The sequence below is a fragment of the Streptomyces sp. Tek67B01 genome, from assembly GCF_055231995.1.
Genome location: NZ_JBUYUY010000001.1, coordinates 1996886 through 2012663 on the forward strand (window position 1 = coordinate 1996886; position 15778 = coordinate 2012663).

The 15778-nt window shown below is 73.3% G+C and carries 12 protein-coding genes; 3 read left to right on the forward strand and 9 right to left on the reverse strand.

Features of this window, described 5'->3' with window-relative positions:
* Nucleotides 1–49 precede the first annotated feature (49 nt).
* The 4 genes from ACV7NM_RS08845 to ACV7NM_RS08860 form a co-directional block, all read right to left on the reverse strand.
* Nucleotides 50–2023, reverse strand: a complete 1974-nt coding sequence (locus tag ACV7NM_RS08845; RefSeq protein WP_463409783.1) for an ATP-binding cassette domain-containing protein — start codon at nt 2021–2023, stop codon at nt 50–52.
* A gap of 335 nt (nt 2024–2358) precedes the next feature.
* The gene (locus ACV7NM_RS08850) at nt 2359–3105 is read right to left on the reverse strand and encodes an NUDIX hydrolase (RefSeq protein ID WP_463409784.1); all 747 of its coding nucleotides are present in this window, start codon (nt 3103–3105) and stop codon (nt 2359–2361) included.
* Nucleotides 3106–3174: 69 nt separating this feature from the next.
* Nucleotides 3175–5142: a glycogen debranching N-terminal domain-containing protein gene (locus ACV7NM_RS08855; protein WP_463409785.1), complete on the reverse strand. Its 1968-nt coding sequence runs from the start codon at nt 5140–5142 to the stop codon at nt 3175–3177.
* A gap of 533 nt (nt 5143–5675) precedes the next feature.
* Nucleotides 5676–6938, reverse strand: a complete 1263-nt coding sequence (locus ACV7NM_RS08860) for a DUF4192 domain-containing protein (protein ID WP_463409786.1) — start codon at nt 6936–6938, stop codon at nt 5676–5678.
* Nucleotides 6939–7062: 124 nt separating this feature from the next.
* On the opposite strand from ACV7NM_RS08860, the gene ACV7NM_RS08865 reads away from it, so the two are divergent.
* Both ACV7NM_RS08865 and ACV7NM_RS08870 read left to right on the forward strand, forming a co-directional pair.
* Nucleotides 7063–9222 carry a RecQ family ATP-dependent DNA helicase gene (locus tag ACV7NM_RS08865; protein WP_463409787.1) on the forward strand — a complete coding sequence of 720 codons (2160 nt, stop codon included), beginning with the start codon at nt 7063–7065 and terminating at the stop codon, nt 9220–9222.
* Nucleotides 9223–9436: 214 nt separating this feature from the next.
* Nucleotides 9437–10066 carry a hypothetical protein gene (locus ACV7NM_RS08870; RefSeq protein WP_463409788.1) on the forward strand — a complete coding sequence of 210 codons (630 nt, stop codon included), beginning with the start codon at nt 9437–9439 and terminating at the stop codon, nt 10064–10066.
* Nucleotides 10067–10251: 185 nt separating this feature from the next.
* Here the strand turns inward: ACV7NM_RS08870 and ACV7NM_RS08875 are convergent, their stop codons facing one another.
* The 3 genes from ACV7NM_RS08875 to ACV7NM_RS08885 all read right to left on the reverse strand — a co-directional run bounded on the left by ACV7NM_RS08875 (nt 10252) and on the right by ACV7NM_RS08885 (nt 12360).
* Nucleotides 10252–10908, reverse strand: coding sequence for a hypothetical protein (locus ACV7NM_RS08875; protein WP_463409789.1), 657 nt, complete (start codon nt 10906–10908; stop codon nt 10252–10254).
* A 59-nt stretch (nt 10909–10967) separates the two neighbouring features.
* Nucleotides 10968–11675: a ribonuclease HII gene (locus ACV7NM_RS08880; protein ID WP_463409790.1), complete on the reverse strand. Its 708-nt coding sequence runs from the start codon at nt 11673–11675 to the stop codon at nt 10968–10970.
* 82 nt (nt 11676–11757) lie between these two features.
* On the reverse strand, nt 11758–12360 hold the full coding sequence (locus ACV7NM_RS08885; RefSeq protein WP_463409791.1) for a TetR/AcrR family transcriptional regulator: 603 nt from the start codon (nt 12358–12360) through the stop codon (nt 11758–11760).
* Nucleotides 12361–12466: 106 nt separating this feature from the next.
* On the opposite strand from ACV7NM_RS08885, the gene ACV7NM_RS08890 reads away from it, so the two are divergent.
* Nucleotides 12467–14053: an MFS transporter gene (locus ACV7NM_RS08890; RefSeq protein WP_463409792.1), complete on the forward strand. Its 1587-nt coding sequence runs from the start codon at nt 12467–12469 to the stop codon at nt 14051–14053.
* 83 nt (nt 14054–14136) lie between these two features.
* Here ACV7NM_RS08890 and ACV7NM_RS08895 read toward each other — a convergent pair whose 3' ends face one another.
* The gene (locus ACV7NM_RS08895) at nt 14137–15051 is read right to left on the reverse strand and encodes an ADP-ribosylglycohydrolase family protein (protein WP_463409793.1); all 915 of its coding nucleotides are present in this window, start codon (nt 15049–15051) and stop codon (nt 14137–14139) included.
* A gap of 11 nt (nt 15052–15062) precedes the next feature.
* Entirely contained in the window at nt 15063–15722 is a 660-nt protein-coding gene (locus ACV7NM_RS08900) for a histidine phosphatase family protein (protein WP_463409794.1), read from the reverse strand.
* Nucleotides 15723–15778 lie beyond the last annotated feature (56 nt).

Consider the following 15778-nt stretch of genomic DNA (forward strand, 5'->3'; position numbering starts at 1 on the left):
CGATCCCGTTGGCGCCCCGTATCGCACCAAATCGATCAGCACTGGTCTCTCACCAGCGCACCCGGCTCCGCAGTCCTGTGAACCCATAGGCGCACAACAGGACGATCAACGACAACACCAGAGCCGTGCCGACGGGTTGGGCCATCATCCGCAGGGCGCCCAGGACGAAGCGGTCCGCCTCCGGCGGCCAGTGCGCCGCGGACACCCCGCGCAGCCGTGCGGCGATCCCGCCCGCCGGGTAGGCGGACGGTTCCGCGAGCACCTTGCGCACCAGGGGTACGACCGCCACCGGTACGGCGAGCACCGCGGCCAGGCCGGCGGCCGTGGAGCGGAAGACCGCGGAGGCCAGGACACCGGCCCAGGCACAGCCGGTGAGCAGTCCCACCCAGCTCACGGCCGGGATGATCCACTGCGCGGGCGCGCGGAGCGGAGCGGCTCCGAAGACCAGCCCGACGGCGAAGGTGTCGGCCACCAGGGCGAGGGCGCCGATCAGCAGGGCGAGGGCGGAGACGACGCCGAGTTTGGCGGCGAGCAGTCCCAGCCTGCGCGGCACGGTGCCCCGGGCCGCCGCCAGTGCGGGGTAGCGGTACTCCTCGCCGAAGGCCAGGGCTCCGAGGAGCCCCGCGCCGAGGGCCGCGGGCGGTAGGGGCAGGAAGGTGGGCCAAGCGGCGAGCATCCGGTCGCGTGGGGCGGCGCCGGTGCGGGCGAGCAGGACGGCGGTCAGCGCCGAGACGGCGATCACCACGGCCGCCGTGAGCCACGGGGTGGCGGTGCCGAAGACGCGGTGCACCTCATAGCGCAGGGGCCGCAGCGGGCCTCCGACGCGGCGGACCGCCGTGACCGGGAGCCCGCGGCGGCCGTCCGGGGCGTGGCCGGGCACCGGCGAGAGGTGCCGGGCGGTCTCCGCCCCTGACCAGCCGTCCACCCGAGCGGGGAAGGGGAGTTCGTGGCCGCCCGGGCCGCCGGCGGCGGCGTCGCGGGCTTCGGAGGCGATCTGCTGCCCGCCCTCGGTGCGCGTCTCCGCACGGGCGTCGATACGCGCCTGCGCGTGGGCGTCGGCGCTACGGGCCTCCGCGGCGCGGGCCTCGGTACCGGCTTCCGTACGGGCCTGCGGGACCGGCCGGGCCGCCGGCGTCACCTCGGCCGCGTCGCCCGCGTCTCCGATCTCATCGGCGAGCTGGTGGACCAGGACGCCGTTGCGGAAGGCGGCCTCGCCCACCTCCGCGCAGTTGCTGCCGTACACGGACAGACGGGTACCGCTCTCCGCGACGATCTCGACGGCGCGCTGGGCCGCCCGGGCCTCGCGGCCGAGGACGTCGGCGAGCCGGGCCGCGTGCGGGGTGCGTACGGCGACCCTGGGCCGGAGCCGGGTGCGGGCGAAGTCGGCGGCGTCCTGATCGGCGACGAGCCGGCCCGCCTCGATGGAGACGACCCGGTCGGCGCCGCGGGCGGCTTCCTTGGCGTCGTCGGTGGTGAAGAGCACCGCACCACCGAGGGAAGCGTGTCGGCGCAACAGCCCGTACAGCCATTTGCGTTCGCGCGACGACAGTTCGGCGGCGGGTTCGTCGAGCAGCAGCGTGCACGGGTCGGCGAGGAGCGCGGCGGCGAGTGCGAACCGGCGCTCCATCGCGCGCGAGAGCGAGCCGAGCCGGTGGTCGCGCAGGCCGGCGATACCGACGACCTCCAGCATGGTGTCCGCCCGGGAGGACGGCACCCCGGCGGCGGCGCAGAGCATCCGCAGCTGGTTGCGGACGGTCCGCGACGGGTTGCCGGGCACGTCACCGAGCAGTACTCCGACCTCACGGCCCGGCTGCGGGACCCGGTGCAGCGGGCGGCCCCGGAAGTAGGTGACGCCGCGGCCCGGTTCGAGTTCGAGCATGAGCCGCAGTGCGGTGGTCTTGCCCGAGCCCGGTTCGCCCAACAGGGCGGTCACGTACCCGGGGCGGGCCTCGAAGGTGAGGTCGTCCACGACGGGCGGGAGATCTCGACGGGGTGTACTGGTGAGTCCGATGGCCTGGAGCATCGCTTCTCTCGCGGGGGGTGAGACCGCTCTGCGGCAGGGTGAGTACCGAAAGCAAGATAACGCGATATGTCAGATTTTCGGGGCAGGCCGGCCGCGAACTCATCCGTGTCGCCGCGCGGGCGCGACCCGCAGGGAGAGTGCCCGGCGGCCACGGCCGGGATGAGTCGGCCGGGAGCGAGGCGGGCCGGGGTGTGGGCGAACCCGGGCGGACCGGTCCCCGATAGCGGGGTGCCGAACCCCAGGGCATCCGACCTCGGCCATCCGGCCTTGGGGCGCCCGACCTCGGGGCGCCCGGCCTCGGGGCGTCAGACCCCAGGGCGCCGAACCTCGGGGCGTCAGACTTCCGGGCGCAGCATCGGCGGGTTGAGCAGGGTCGCCCCTCCGGCCCTGAAGAGCTGGGCCGGGCGGCCACCCTGACGGGTCGTGGTCCCTCCGGCGGGCACCAGGAACCCGGGCGTGCCGGTGACCTTGCGGTGGAAGTTGCGCGGGTCGAGCGCCACACCCCATACGGCCTCGTAGACCCGGCGCAGCTCTCCGACCGTGAACTCCGGCGGACAGAAGGCGGTGGCCAGGGAGGAGTACTCGATCTTGGACCGGGCCCGCTCCACTCCGTCCGCGAGGATCCGGGCGTGGTCGAAGGCGAGCCCGGAGGAGGCCTGTTCACCTGCGGCGAGGAGCTCGTCGACGGGGGCCCAGCGCGCGCTGTTGGCGTCGCCGCCCGCCCGGGGCGCGGGCAGATCCGGGGCCAGGACCAGGTGCGCCACACTGACCACCCGCATCCGGGGGTCCCGTTTCGGGTCGCCGTAGGTGGCGAGCTGTTCGAGGTGCGCGCCGTTGTCCACGCCGGGAACACCCGGGTCGTGCGCGCACAGGCCGGTTTCCTCGGAGAGTTCCCTGGCCGCGGCCGCCGCCAGGTCCTCCTCGGCGCGCACGAAGCCGCCGGGCAGGGCCCAGCGCCCCTGGAACGGCTGCTCACCCCGTCGGACGACCAACGCGCAGAGCGCGTGGCGCCGCACGGTGAGCACGACCAGGTCGACGGTGACGGCGAAGGGCGGAAAGGCCGACGGGTCGTAGGGCGACATGCCGCGATCATAGTCGTCTGCCTGACGATAAACAGGGCTTTGGTGATGCCGGAGACGGTGATCCGGACCTCAGCCGCCCAGTTGGAGCGCATCGGCCGCCTCCTCCACCATGCCGAGCCCCAGACGGCTGACGCGTACGGCGAACGGTTCCCCGGCCACGCGCAGACCCGAGAGCCGCAGGGCCCCGAGCGGGGCGCCCGAGAAGGGTGCGAGGGCGACCGTCCCGGCGGGAGCGTCGGGGCGGATGCCCACGAGAGCGGTCAGTACGTGGACCCCCGCCGCCGCCGCCACCGCGGCGGGGCGGCATGCGGCCGGGTGCGGGAAGGGGGCACTGCCCGCAGTGCGCTGCTGCGCCGCGTACATCTCCGGCAGCCGGTATCCGAACCTCTCCGCCGCGTCGAGCAGGCCACGCAGCAGCCCGGCGGCCTCCTTCTCGAAGCCGGCCTGGGCCAAGGCCCCGATAGCGACGGCGCTCTCGTAGGCCCGTACGGCCCCGGAGCGGTGGCCGAAGGGGTTGTGGCCCGGTTCCCGGGCCGCCATGCTCCGAAGGCCCCAGCCGGAGTCCATGGCCGGGGCTCCGAGCAGCCGCGCGAGCTGTTCGGTACGGGCCCGGTCGAGCAGGCCGGGGGCCGGGCGGCCACCGCCCGTCAATCCGGTGTCCAGCAGATGCGCCGCCGCCCCGGTCAGCCGGGGCAGCGGCCGACCGTCGGGGTGCAAGGCCGCGGCCGGGCGTCCACCGTCGGGGCCGTCGATCCAGAACCCGGCCTGAAACCTGTCCCGCAGTCCGGCCGCCCACCCCCGCCACTCCTCGGCTCCGTCACGCGCCCACCCGGCGAGCAGGTCGGCGCCGAGCAGCGCGGCCCGGTGCGCGTGGGCCTGCGTTTCGCACCGCCGGGGTCCCGGGTCGGGGTCGGCCAGGAAGCCGTCCCGGCCCATGGCACGGCGCAACCAGCCCAGGCATCGCTCGGCGGTCGGCAGCAGCCGGGCCACCTCCGCCTCGGGCAGCCCCCACCGCCACGCCTCGGCCAGCACCGCCGGGAAGGCGAGGGTGGCCTCGGTCCCGGTGCAGCCCGGCGGCAACTGGGGTCCGGCCCCGCGCAGCGGCCCGGGGATCTTCCCGGCGTCGGGCCCCTGACCCGCGACCTGGGTCCGGGCGAGGGTGCGCAGGGTGGCCCCGGCCAGACCGGTGCCGAGCGGCAGTGCCATCCGGGCGGCCCACAGCGACTCCGCCGGGGCCAGGCCGAGCCGCCACGGGACCCCGGCCGCGGCGTAGGCGTCTGCCGGCTCTGCGGTGTCCCTCAGGAGGAGGGCTGCCAGATCCTCGACGCTGGTCCGGAACCAGACCTCCGCCCTCGGGTCGTCGCCCTCGGCCCGGGCTTCGGACAGCGGATTCGCCACCTGCCCGGCCGGGGCCCGCGCGGTGCGGTCGGCGGTGGTCCGCAGTTCGATGGTGCGGGTTTCGCCCGGCCCGAGTTCGACCTGCCAGCGCAGCAGGCCGGAGGAGGCGAGCGCGTCGTCCGGAGCCGGTTCCGCGGTGGTCACGGCCTGCGCCTCACCGGTGCTCCAGCGCAAGCCGGCGGCGTGCACCGCGGCGGGCAGTTCCGCTCCGGCCCGGCCGCCCGCCACAGCGGCAAGCTCCGCCAGGTCGGTGCCGAGGGATAGTTCCACGGGCAGGCGCACCGGCCGGGCCGCATAGCTGCGCAGGGTGATGCGTTCGGTGCCGTCCGCGTGGCGCACGCGCTCCACCCCGATGTCGGGGTCGGGCCCGACCTCGGCGCCGGTGCGGACGGTGGCCGTGAAGACCGCCCGGTCCGCCCCCAGGCTGCGCCCTTGGACCGAGATCGGATCGCGGCCCCCGACGCGCAGTACGCATCGGGAGAGCAGCCGGCGCCCCGCGCGGTAGATCCCGTCGAGCCCCCGGCCGGTCAGCTGACCGTGCTCAGGCGAAATGACCAGGCAGGGCGCGGCGACGCAGATGACGGCGTCGTGCACGGGCGGCAGTTCCGGCCTGCGGGCGGGGGGTACGGGGTGGGCCATGCGTCGCCTTGTCTGCGCTCCGGTCGGTTTCGCTGCTCGGCGGCGGCGCCGGTCACCCACCACCCCCCAGCTGAACGTGCCTACCCCCGCCCGAGTCACGGGCTCGTGCGACGGCTGGGCCCGACGACCGGCCCGTGGGCGGCTCACGGGGGTGGCCCCGTTCCCGCACGGGGCACTGCCGAAGACCCCGGCGCTCCTCCGCCCGAGAGGTGAGTCGGCGACCGGCGGAACGACCCCGAGCCCCTTCCGGCGGATGATCCGACCATGTCCCGGCCCATGGCTACGGCAGTGGCTGGGTCCTGCGCGCCGCCCGCTCGCCCGCCCGGGCGACGCCGTCGGTGCTCCCCGTAAGCGGCGACGGACCCGCCCCAGGACCGCACCGGCGACGGCGCTCAGTCGCGCGGGCGGATCCTGCGGGCCTCCCGGCCGCGCTCGCCCGTGCGGGCCGGTGGTCCCCGCGGGCCGGCCCCCACTGTCCGCGCCTTCGCGCGTGACCCCGGGCAACAGCCACAACGATGTCCTCCCGCTCCGGCTCACTGCTCGCTCCCCGCGCTCCGGCGAGGCGCGCGGCGGTTCGACCGCGGACGGCGGCCGGGTGGGCGGGTGCTCGCGCTCGACCGCTTGCGCCGTGGCTCCCGGCGCTTGCGCTCCTGCCGCAGACACTCCCTGAGCCCCTCCGGATCGATGCCCTCGTTGCAGGCATGGTGGAGGAGTTGGGCGAACCGGTAGTCGGCATCGGCTTGGAGGGCGAGCCCGAGCACGATCCGCGCGGTCGGTTCGTCCCCGGTGGACCAGGACACCCAGCCGGCCAGCGTCAACGGGGCGGCCGCGTGCTCCCCGTATGCCCCGACGCAGCGCCTGGCCAGCGCCCGCCACAGTCGCAAGGCGGGCGCCGCCTCCTCGTCCTCCATCCATTCGGCGGCGATGTCGCGGATCTCGCGGTCCTGGAGACCGATGATCAGCGCGGCGGCCTCGTCGTGGGCGAGCAGTGCGTCGTCCCAGTCGTCGGCTCCCGGACCCGTTTCCGCGGGTGGGGCGAGGGTCAGGCGCCGCATCAGGGTCTTGGCCAGAGCGAGCGTCTCCGCCCCGACCTCCTCCCGGCTCGCCCCGTCGAGGATCTTCGGCACCAGGGCGACGGCGGCGCGTTCCAAGGCCTTCTCCTGTTCGACGGCTTGTGCCCCGTCCAGAGGGGCCAGGCGGCGCTCGATCTCCTTGAGGGACCCCCTTACCCGGATTCCGGCGAAGGTGGCCGCGGCGGCCATGACCGAGGTGCCCGGCAAGGCCATCGGATTGCCCTCCGCCGGGCAGCAGCGCTCGTCCGGGCAGGTATAGGACCAGTAGCGGCCGTCGGAGAGGCACAGGGCTTCCATGACGGGTACGTCGAGCGCGCCGCAGGCCAGCCTCAGTCGGTGGGCGAGTGGCCGCAGCCGTGTCATCACCCGCTGCGCGCTCTCCCCCACGAGCGGGTCCTGGCAGAGGTAGACGACGACGCCGTCGGGCTTGCCGCCCCGGCGCTCACTGCCCCGGATCAGGGTTTCGGCGGCCTGCCGGGCGGTGTCCGCCCATTCGGACGGCGCCGAGGGGATGCCGACGCGGAGCCGGCCGCCGAAGCGGCCCCCTTCACCGTGGACGGCGACCAAGACCAGCGAGTCGGTGGGGTGGAAGCCGAGCATGTAGGGCAGGGCGTCGGCCAGCTCGGCCGGACTGCGCAGGGTGATCTGGGACGCCGTGGGTGCTCCGGAGGCGGTGGTGGACCGCTGTCCGGCCGGACGGGGGGATTCGTGGTTCTTCGTCATGCCTCGACGGTCCCGCCTCTGATCGATTCCGGAAAGGCCTGTGGATAACTTCGTAAAGCTTTCAACATCCACAGGCGCAGTGCGGCATTGGCGCGATGTCAGAGGGATCGGGTTGCATGGGGACATGAACGCAGACCTGAGGTCCTCGGCCGATTCCGTACTCGCCCGCCTGGTGGGCGACCCCACGGGCACCGCACGGCTGCGCGAGGACCAGTGGCGGGCGATCGAGGCCCTGGTCGCGCACAAGCGGCGGGCGCTGGTCGTGCAGCGCACGGGGTGGGGCAAGTCCGCGGTCTACTTCGTCGCCACCTCGCTGCTGCGCGCGAACGGGGCCGGTCCCACCGTGATCGTCTCCCCCCTGCTCGCGCTGATGCGCAATCAGGTCGAGGCGGCGGCCCGGGCGGGCATCCACGCCCGCACCATCAACTCGGCCAACCCCGAAGAGTGGGAAGGCATCCAGGCCGAGGTCGCGGCCGGTGAGGTCGATGTCCTCCTGGTGAGTCCGGAGCGGCTCAACAACCCGGACTTCCGCGACCAGGTACTGCCGAAGCTGTCCGCCGCCACGGGCCTCCTCGTGGTCGACGAGGCGCACTGCATCTCCGACTGGGGACACGACTTCCGCCCCGACTACCGACGGCTGCGCACGATGCTGGCCGATCTCCCGCCGGGCGTCCCCGTACTGGCCACCACCGCCACGGCCAACGCCCGGGTGACCGCCGACGTGGCCGAACAGTTGGGCACCGGCGCGGGAACGGACGCCCTGGTGCTGCGCGGCCCGCTGGACCGGGAGAGCCTGAGCCTGTCGGTGCTCGCCCTTCCCGACGCCGCGCACAGGCTGGCCTGGCTCGCCGACCACCTGGGCGACCTCCCCGGCTCCGGCATCATCTACACGCTGACCGTGGCGGCCGCCGAGGAGGTCACCGCCTACCTGCGACACCGGGGGCACACGGTCTCGTCGTACACGGGCAAGACCGAGAACGCCGATCGCGAGCAGGCCGAGAACGACCTCCAGGCCAATCGGGTCAAGGCCCTCGTCGCCACGTCCGCCCTGGGAATGGGCTTCGACAAGCCGGATCTGGGTTTCGTCGTACACCTGGGCTCGCCCTCCTCGCCCATCGCCTACTACCAGCAGGTGGGGCGCGCCGGCCGTGGTGTGGAACACGCCGAGGTGCTGCTGCTGCCCGGCCGCGAAGACGAGGCCATCTGGCAGTACTTCGCCTCCGTCGCCTTCCCGCCCGAGGAGCAGGTGCGCCGCACGCTCGACGTACTGGCCCAAGCGGGGCGGCCGTTGTCGCTCCCCGCGCTGGAACCGCTGGTCGACCTGCGGCGCACCCGCCTGGAGACGATGCTGAAGGTCCTGGATGTGGACGGCGCCGTACACCGCGTCAAGGGCGGTTGGACGTCGACGGGCGAGGCATGGGCCTACGACGCGGAGCGCTACGCGTGGGTGGCCCGACAGCGGGCCGCGGAACAGCAGGCCATGCGCGATTACGCGTCGACCACGGAGTGCCGGATGGAGTTCCTGCGGCGTCAGCTCGACGACGAGGAGGCGGCGCCTTGCGGCCGTTGCGACAACTGCGCGGGAGCGCGCTTCACGGCGGAGGTCTCCCACACCGCCCTGGACACCGCACGAGGGGAATTGGGGCGTCCCGGAGTCGAACTGGAGCCCCGCAAGATGTGGCCGACCGGCCTGTCGGCCGTGGGTGTGGACCTCAAGGGCCGTATCCCGGCCGGGGAGCAGGCTTCCACGGGACGTGCGCTCGGCCGGCTCTCCGACATCGGCTGGGGCAACCGGTTGCGCCCGATGCTCGCGCGCCAGGCACCCGACCAGCCGGTTCCGGACGATGTCGCGCAAGCCGTGGTCGCGGTGCTCGCCGACTGGGCCCGGGGCCCGGGTGGTTGGGCGTCGGGCGCCCCGGACGCTCCCGCACGGCCGGTAGGCGTCGTCGCGTTGCCCTCGCGCAGCCGTCCGCAGTTGGTCGGTTCCCTGGCCGCCCGGATCGCGGAGGTCGGACGGATGCCCCTGCTCGGGACACTCTCGTACACGGACGAGGCACCGGAGTTCGGCCTGCCGTCCTCCAACAGCGCCCAGCGCGTCCGCGGACTCCATCTCGCCTTGACCGTGTCTCCTGCCCTGGCTGCGACGCTGACGCAGGCGGATGGTCCGGTGCTCCTCGTGGACGACCGCGCGGAGAGTGGCTGGACACTCGCTGTGGCTGCCCGATTGCTCCGCCGGGCAGGCGCGAAGGAGGTGTTTCCCCTGGTGCTGGCGCTCCAGCCATAACGAATGCGTCATGCACGGCGTGGCGGGGCAAGGATATGAACGGCATACCGGCGAATTCCGGTCGGCGGCCCCAAATGCTCATTGCCCCACGCTCGCGGGCCACGCGAGAATCGGAGAGCTCCCGCTCGGCTCGTCGGCACTCTCCAGGGCCGTGCCGCGGCGCGCCCACATCCCAGCCGTGCCCGTCCGCGGGCGTGTACCCGAAGGGAGGACCGTGACCATCGGATTCGCCCCACCCTCCACCACATCCCTGAGCACGGCCACCGGTGGCGCCAGTCGGCACGGCAGACTGCTGGAACCGGCCGAGTGGTCGGCGGCGGGTGTACCCCTGCTGAGCAATCCGCGCGAGGTCGTCAGCGGGCTGCACTCGCGACACCATCCCGTGGCGTCGACGGCCGTGATCGCCGTGCTCGACCCGGAGGAACGGCTCGTGGCGAGCGCCTCGTTCGTGCAACGGTCCGTATCGGCCGACGGCTGGGAGTACCGCAACGCCCTGCTGTCGCGACTACGCCGGGTGCTGCCGCACGACCTGCGCCGCCGGACCCCCGTACGCACCGCGGTGCTGCTGTACTGCCGCGAGGGCGACGAGCGGTGGACCGAGGAGGACGGCGCCTGGATGTGGGGGCTGCGGGACGCCTGCACCCTTCACGGGCTGCGCTGCGGTGCGTACATCACGCTCACGCGCGGAGGTTGGCAGGTGCTCGGCGAAGGCCGCGGCGGACGCAGACCCAGCTCGGACTCCCGTCCCGAGCTCCTCGGCGCCGTCTCCGCCGATCCGTTGCAGGTGCCGCTGCGCACCGGTGGCGGTGCGGCCGAGGCGCTGCGCCACACCGCCGCCCGCTGAGCGCCGAGCCGCAGCGGGAACCCGGCCCGACCGCGCTCCACCGGCCCCTCCCTCCCACCCGGCACACCGGCCCGACCGCGCTCCGCCGAGCCGCGGCGCGCGGCACGGTCGGAGCGACTGGGGGCCGCAGCGGGGCCGACGCCCGGCCCGCCCCGCACTCCCCGCCCGTACCGGAGTACAGGCCGTCAGACGCTCGCGCCGAGCACGGAGTTGATCTGCTGCGCGTCGCCGCACACGATCAACAGCGCACCGGCCCGGGCCAAGGCCGCCGGCAACGCGCCGGCCACCGCGTCGACGGGACCGCCGTTGGCCGCGAAGACCACGACGGGGCGACCCGACGCCCGCTTCGCCTGCGCCGCGTCCGCGTAGAACACGTCGTCCCCTGCATCGTGCTGGGCCCAGTACGCGGCCTCGCCGAAGGACAGTTCGTGCGCGGCCCACGGGTGCGGGTCGCCGGTGGTGAGCACCAGGATGTCACCGGGCGCGCGCCCGGTGTCGAGCAGCAGGTCGACGGCCTCTTCGGCCGCGTCCAGCGCGCCCTCGACGGACGCCGGGATCAGCTGGACCTGGGGCACCGCCGCCGAGACGGACGGTGCGGTGGGGGCGACGGGAACTCCCGCGGTGGCCTGCGCCGCACGCTGCACGGGCGGAGCGGGCCTGGGGGCACTTCCCGCGCGGATCGCCGCCGCGGGGGAGGGCCCGGGGCGGCCGGGTCGGGGTACGACCGCGGGACGCGGACCAGGTACGGGGCGGGGGGTCTGCGCGGTGCGGCTCGCGGCCGGCGTAACGCGGGGACCCTGGACACTCTCGTGAATCTGAGGCTCCTCGGGGGTGAGAGGCATGAGTTGACATCTATCAAACACCGGTACGAAACGTACCGGCGGATGGCACGTGGACGCGATCAGAAATCGAAGCCGAGTTGGCCTCCGTTTTCCAGCTCCGCCGATTCCTCGCTGCGGCGCACCTTCTTGAGGTGCCGCCACTGGGGCAGCGCGTCGAGGTACGACCACGAGAGCCGGTGGTACGGGGTGGGTCCCAGCTCCTCCAGTGCCGCCCGGTGCACGGGCGAGGGGTAGCCGGCGTTCGCGGCGAACGCGAAGTCCTCGATGGAGGCGCCTGCGCCGAGTTCGGCCATCATCCGGTCCCGCCGGACCTTGGCGATCACGGAGGCCGCGGCGACCGCGACACAGGACTGATCGCCCTTGATCACCGTACGGACCCGCCACGGCGCGCCGAGATAGTCGTGCTTGCCGTCGAGGATCACCGCGTCGGGCCGCACCGGCAGGGCCTCCAGGGCGCGTACCGCCGCGAGCCGCAGCGCGGCGGTCATACCCAGCTCGTCGATCTCCTCCGGCGAAGCGTGCCCGAGGGCGTGGGCGGTGACCCAGCCCTCCAGGATGTCGAGCAGCGCGTCCCGGCGCTTGGGGGTGAGGAGTTTGGAGTCGGTGAGTCCCGCGGGCGGCCGGCGCAAACCGGTGATCGCCGCGCAAACGGTGACCGGACCGGCCCAGGCCCCTCGTCCGACCTCGTCGACCCCGGCGATGACCTTGGCGCCGGTGGTTGCACGGAGGGAGCGCTCGACGGTGTGGGTGGGTGCTTCGTACGGCATGGCGCCAGCAAGGGTACGCCGCCCCGCGCCACCTGCACACCCCGGCCCGGGCCGGGAGCCGCGGCCGGGGCCCGGCGCGGGCTCACACCCGGAGCATCGGCACCATCACCCCGTCGATGAGCTGCGCGACGTCCCGGTCGTCCCATTCGCTTCCGTACATCTTCGCGCGATACATCAACATGGCGGGAATGACGTCGACAAGGAACGGAGTGTCCGCGTCCGGTCTGACTTCTCCCCGCTCGATCCCACGCCGCACAAGCGCCCTGATCACCGCTTGCGACGGTTCGTGCAGGCCGTTCCAGATCACTCCGCGGAACCGGTCCGCATGGTCGTGGTCGCATTCGTGAAGGACCGCGCGCAGAGCCACGCCGGCGCGTGAACGCATCACCTCACACATCCGCGCGCACAATCCGAAGAGGTCGTCGCGGATCGAACCGGTGTCGGGGATCCGGTCCAGCGGCGGCAGTCCGGCCCGCAGCACCTCGGCCACGAGCGCGGCCTTCGACGGCCAACGCCGGTAGAGCGCCGCCTTGCCGGTCCGCGCGGCGGTCGCGACGCCCTCCATCGTGAGCGCGTTCCAACCAACGGTGCTCAACTGCTCCAGGGCCGCGTCCAGGATGGCCCGTTCGAGCTCCGGACCCCTCCTGCGCCCAGGCGGCGGCTCCGACCAGCGGGTATCCGTCATGCCCCACACCTCCGACCGGCCCGCGTGCCCATCGCACGTATTTTCAGGCTTAGTGAACGCTTGCGTTCACTAAATGTAGCTCTTACCGTGGGTCGCCAGTGAACGGATGCGTTCACTATTTCACTTCGGGGGATCCTCAGTGACAAGCGTTCAACTCGACAAACCACGGATACCGGGAGCGGCGCGCCACCCGAACCGGCCCGGCGTGGCGCTCACGGTGATCGCCGCGTGCCAGCTGATGGTCGTGCTGGACGCGACGATCGTGAACATCGCGCTCCCGCACATCCAAACGGCGCTCGCCTTCTCCACCACCGACCTGTCCTGGGTGCTCAGCGCCTACACCCTCACCTTCGGCGGCCTGCTCCTGCTCGGGGGCCGGGCCGGAGACATCCTCGGTCGCCGTCGGGTCTTCATGACCGGCATCCTGATCTTCACCCTCGCCTCCCTCTTCGGCGGATTCGCCCAGGAGCCCTGGCAGCTCCTGGCCGCCCGGGCCCTCCAGGGGGTCGGCGGCGCCATAGCCTCGCCGACCTCATTGGCGCTGATCACCACGACGTTCGCGGAAGGGCCCGAACGCAACCGGGCGTTCGGCGTGTTCGCCGCCGTCTCGGCCGGAGGCGGCGCGCTCGGGTTGCTGGCCGGCGGCATGTTGACGGAGTGGCTCGACTGGCGCTGGGTCCTCTTCGTCAACGTGCCGATCGGTGTCCTGATCGCCGTCCTCGCCCCGCTGTTCATCAGTGAGTCCGAACGCCATCCGGGCCGGTTCGACATCGCCGGGGCGCTCGCCTCCACCGGCGGCATGGCCTCGCTGGTCTACGGGTTCATCCGCGCGTCCGAGGACGGGTGGCGCGACTCGCTCACCATCGGCTCCTTCGCCGCCGCGCTGGTGCTGCTCGCCCTGTTCGTCGTCATCGAGTCCCGGGCGCGCGAGCCGATCATCCCGCTGCGCATGTTCGCCGACCGTAACCGCGCCGGCACCTACCTGATCATGCTCGGGCTGGCCGCAGCGATGTTCGGCATGTTCTTCTTCATCGTCCAGTTCGTGCAGAACGTGCTCGGCTTCACGCCGATCCAGTCCGGTCTCGGCTTCCTGCCCGTGACCGTCGCCATCGGCACGGCCGCCGGGCTCTCCCAGCGGTTCCTGCCCCGCTTCGGACCCAAGCCCTTCATGGTCGCCGGGTCCGCCCTCACCGGTTCGGGGTTGGCCTGGCTCAGCTTCATCGAGACCGACAGCTCGTACGTGTCCGGGGTGCTCGGGCCGATGGTGTTGTTCGGTTTCGGCATGGGTCTGAACTTCGTGACCCTCACCCTCACCGCCGTCTCCGGGGTGGCGCCGCGCGAGGCGGGCGCGGCCTCGGGGCTGCTCAACGCCAGCCAGCAGGTCGGGGGTTCGCTCGGTCTGTCGATCCTGGTCACCGTCTTCGGCACCGCGAGCCGCGACGAGGCCGCCAAGCAGGTCCCGGATTTCCTGGCGAAGGCGGACCCCGATCAGCTGGCCGCCTTCAAGGCGACCGGCCGGCTGCCCGACCCGTGGGGCGACATCGTCCTCACCCAGGGCATCTCCACCGCCTTCCTGGCCGCCGTGGCGATGGCGGGGCTCGCCCTGGCCACCGCGCTGCTGGTGATTCGGGTGCGCAAGAGCGACCTGGAGGCCCTCAACGGAGCCGCCGCCGAGGCCGGTCCGGCGGCCTGAGCGGGCAAGACCGTACGCGGACCCGGGCGCCCGGAGTATCCGGCGCCCGGGCCGCGCCCCGTCAATGTCTCCCGGCCCGGCTTTCAGCGGGGCGCCCCGGGCAACCACTCCGGAAGGGCCTCGGTCCGCGCCAGCCACGCCTGCGGCAGCACCGCGTCGCCGCGCGCCCCCAACACCCCGCCCACGATCGCGCAGGTCGTGTCCACGTCCCCGCCCACCTGGGCGGTGGTCCAGAACGCCCGCTCGTAGTCGTCCAGCGAGCGCGCCGCCGACCACAGGGCGAACGGCACGGTGTCATGGGCGCTGGTGCGCCGGCCGCAGCCCAACACCGCCGCGACGGTGGTGGCGTCGCCGTAGTCCAGCATGTCCCGCGCCCGCCGCAACCCGGCGCCCACCGCGCTGCGCGGCACCAGCGCGATGACCCCGTCCAACAGGTCCGCGGCCTTCGGCGGCCCCGCGGCAGCCGCCGCGAGCGCGGCCGCGGCGGCGACGGCCATCGCACCGCACACCGCCTCACGGTGCTGGTGCGTGGTGTACGCGGAGATCTCCGCCTGGTGCGTGGCCTGCTCGGGATCGTCCGCGTACCAGGCGCCCAACGGCGCGATGCGCATCGCGGCGCCGTTGCCCCACGAGCCCTGTCCGTTGAACAGCTCGGCGGCCAGGGTGCGCCAGTCCTCACCCTCCCGGATCAGACGCAGCATCCGGTTGACGGCAGGGCCGTAGCCGCGGTCGAAGTCGTGGTGGTGGGCGAACGAGGCGGCCAGCGCGTCCTGGTCCATCCGGCCGTGGTCGGCGAGGACGGCCAGCACGGAGCAGGCCATCTCGGTGTCGTCGGTCCACTGCCAGGTGTCGCCGCCGGCCGGCAGCTCGCGCCGCTTGAGCAGCGGGTAGTTCACGGGAACGAAGTACTGGGAGCCCAGGGCGTCCCCCAGGGCCAGCCCGCGAAGGCTGGACAGGGCGCGTGCGTAGCGCGTCTCGGGAGTGGAGTCAGCGGTCATCCCACGTCACTCTAGTCGTCCAGGTCGTAAGGCTCAGGTGTGGTCCACCGCTCAAACGGGCGGTCCAGGCGGTAGCGACCGTCCGGGCCCAGCAGGAGTGTCCTGAACTCACCGTTGCCCGGGTTGGACAGGGCCTCGAACTCGGCCACCGACCAGTGGAACCAGCGCATGCAGAACAACCGCATCGTCAGTCCGTGTGTCACGAGCAGCACGTTCTCCGGATGGTCCGGGGCCTCGAAACTGCGGTACAGGCTCTCCAGGAAGGAGCCGACCCGGTCGTACACGTCGGCGCCCGACTCGCCCTGCGCGAAGCGGTAGAAGAAGTGCCCGTACGCGTCCCGGTACGCCTTCTGCAGGCGCACGTCGTCGTGGTCCTGCCAGTTCCCCCAGTCCTGCTCGCGCAGCCTCGGTTCCTCGCGCATGCGGACCCGAGTGGGGTCCAGCCGCAGCTCGCGGAAGGTCTGCAGGGTGCGGCGGTACGGGGAGACGTACGCGCTGATGCGTTCGTCCCCGAACAGTTCGCGCAGCCGCGCGCCCGCCTCCCGGGCCTGCTCCCGCCCCGCCCGCGTCAGCCGCAGGGCGTGGTCGGGCTCCCGCTCGTACACCGTGTCATCGGCATTGCCCTGGGACTCCCCGTGCCGGACGAGGACGATGCGCCGTGGTCGTACCATTCCACGACCCTATTCGGCCACCGGTGCGCGGCTCGAACGGGCTCGCCGATCAGGCA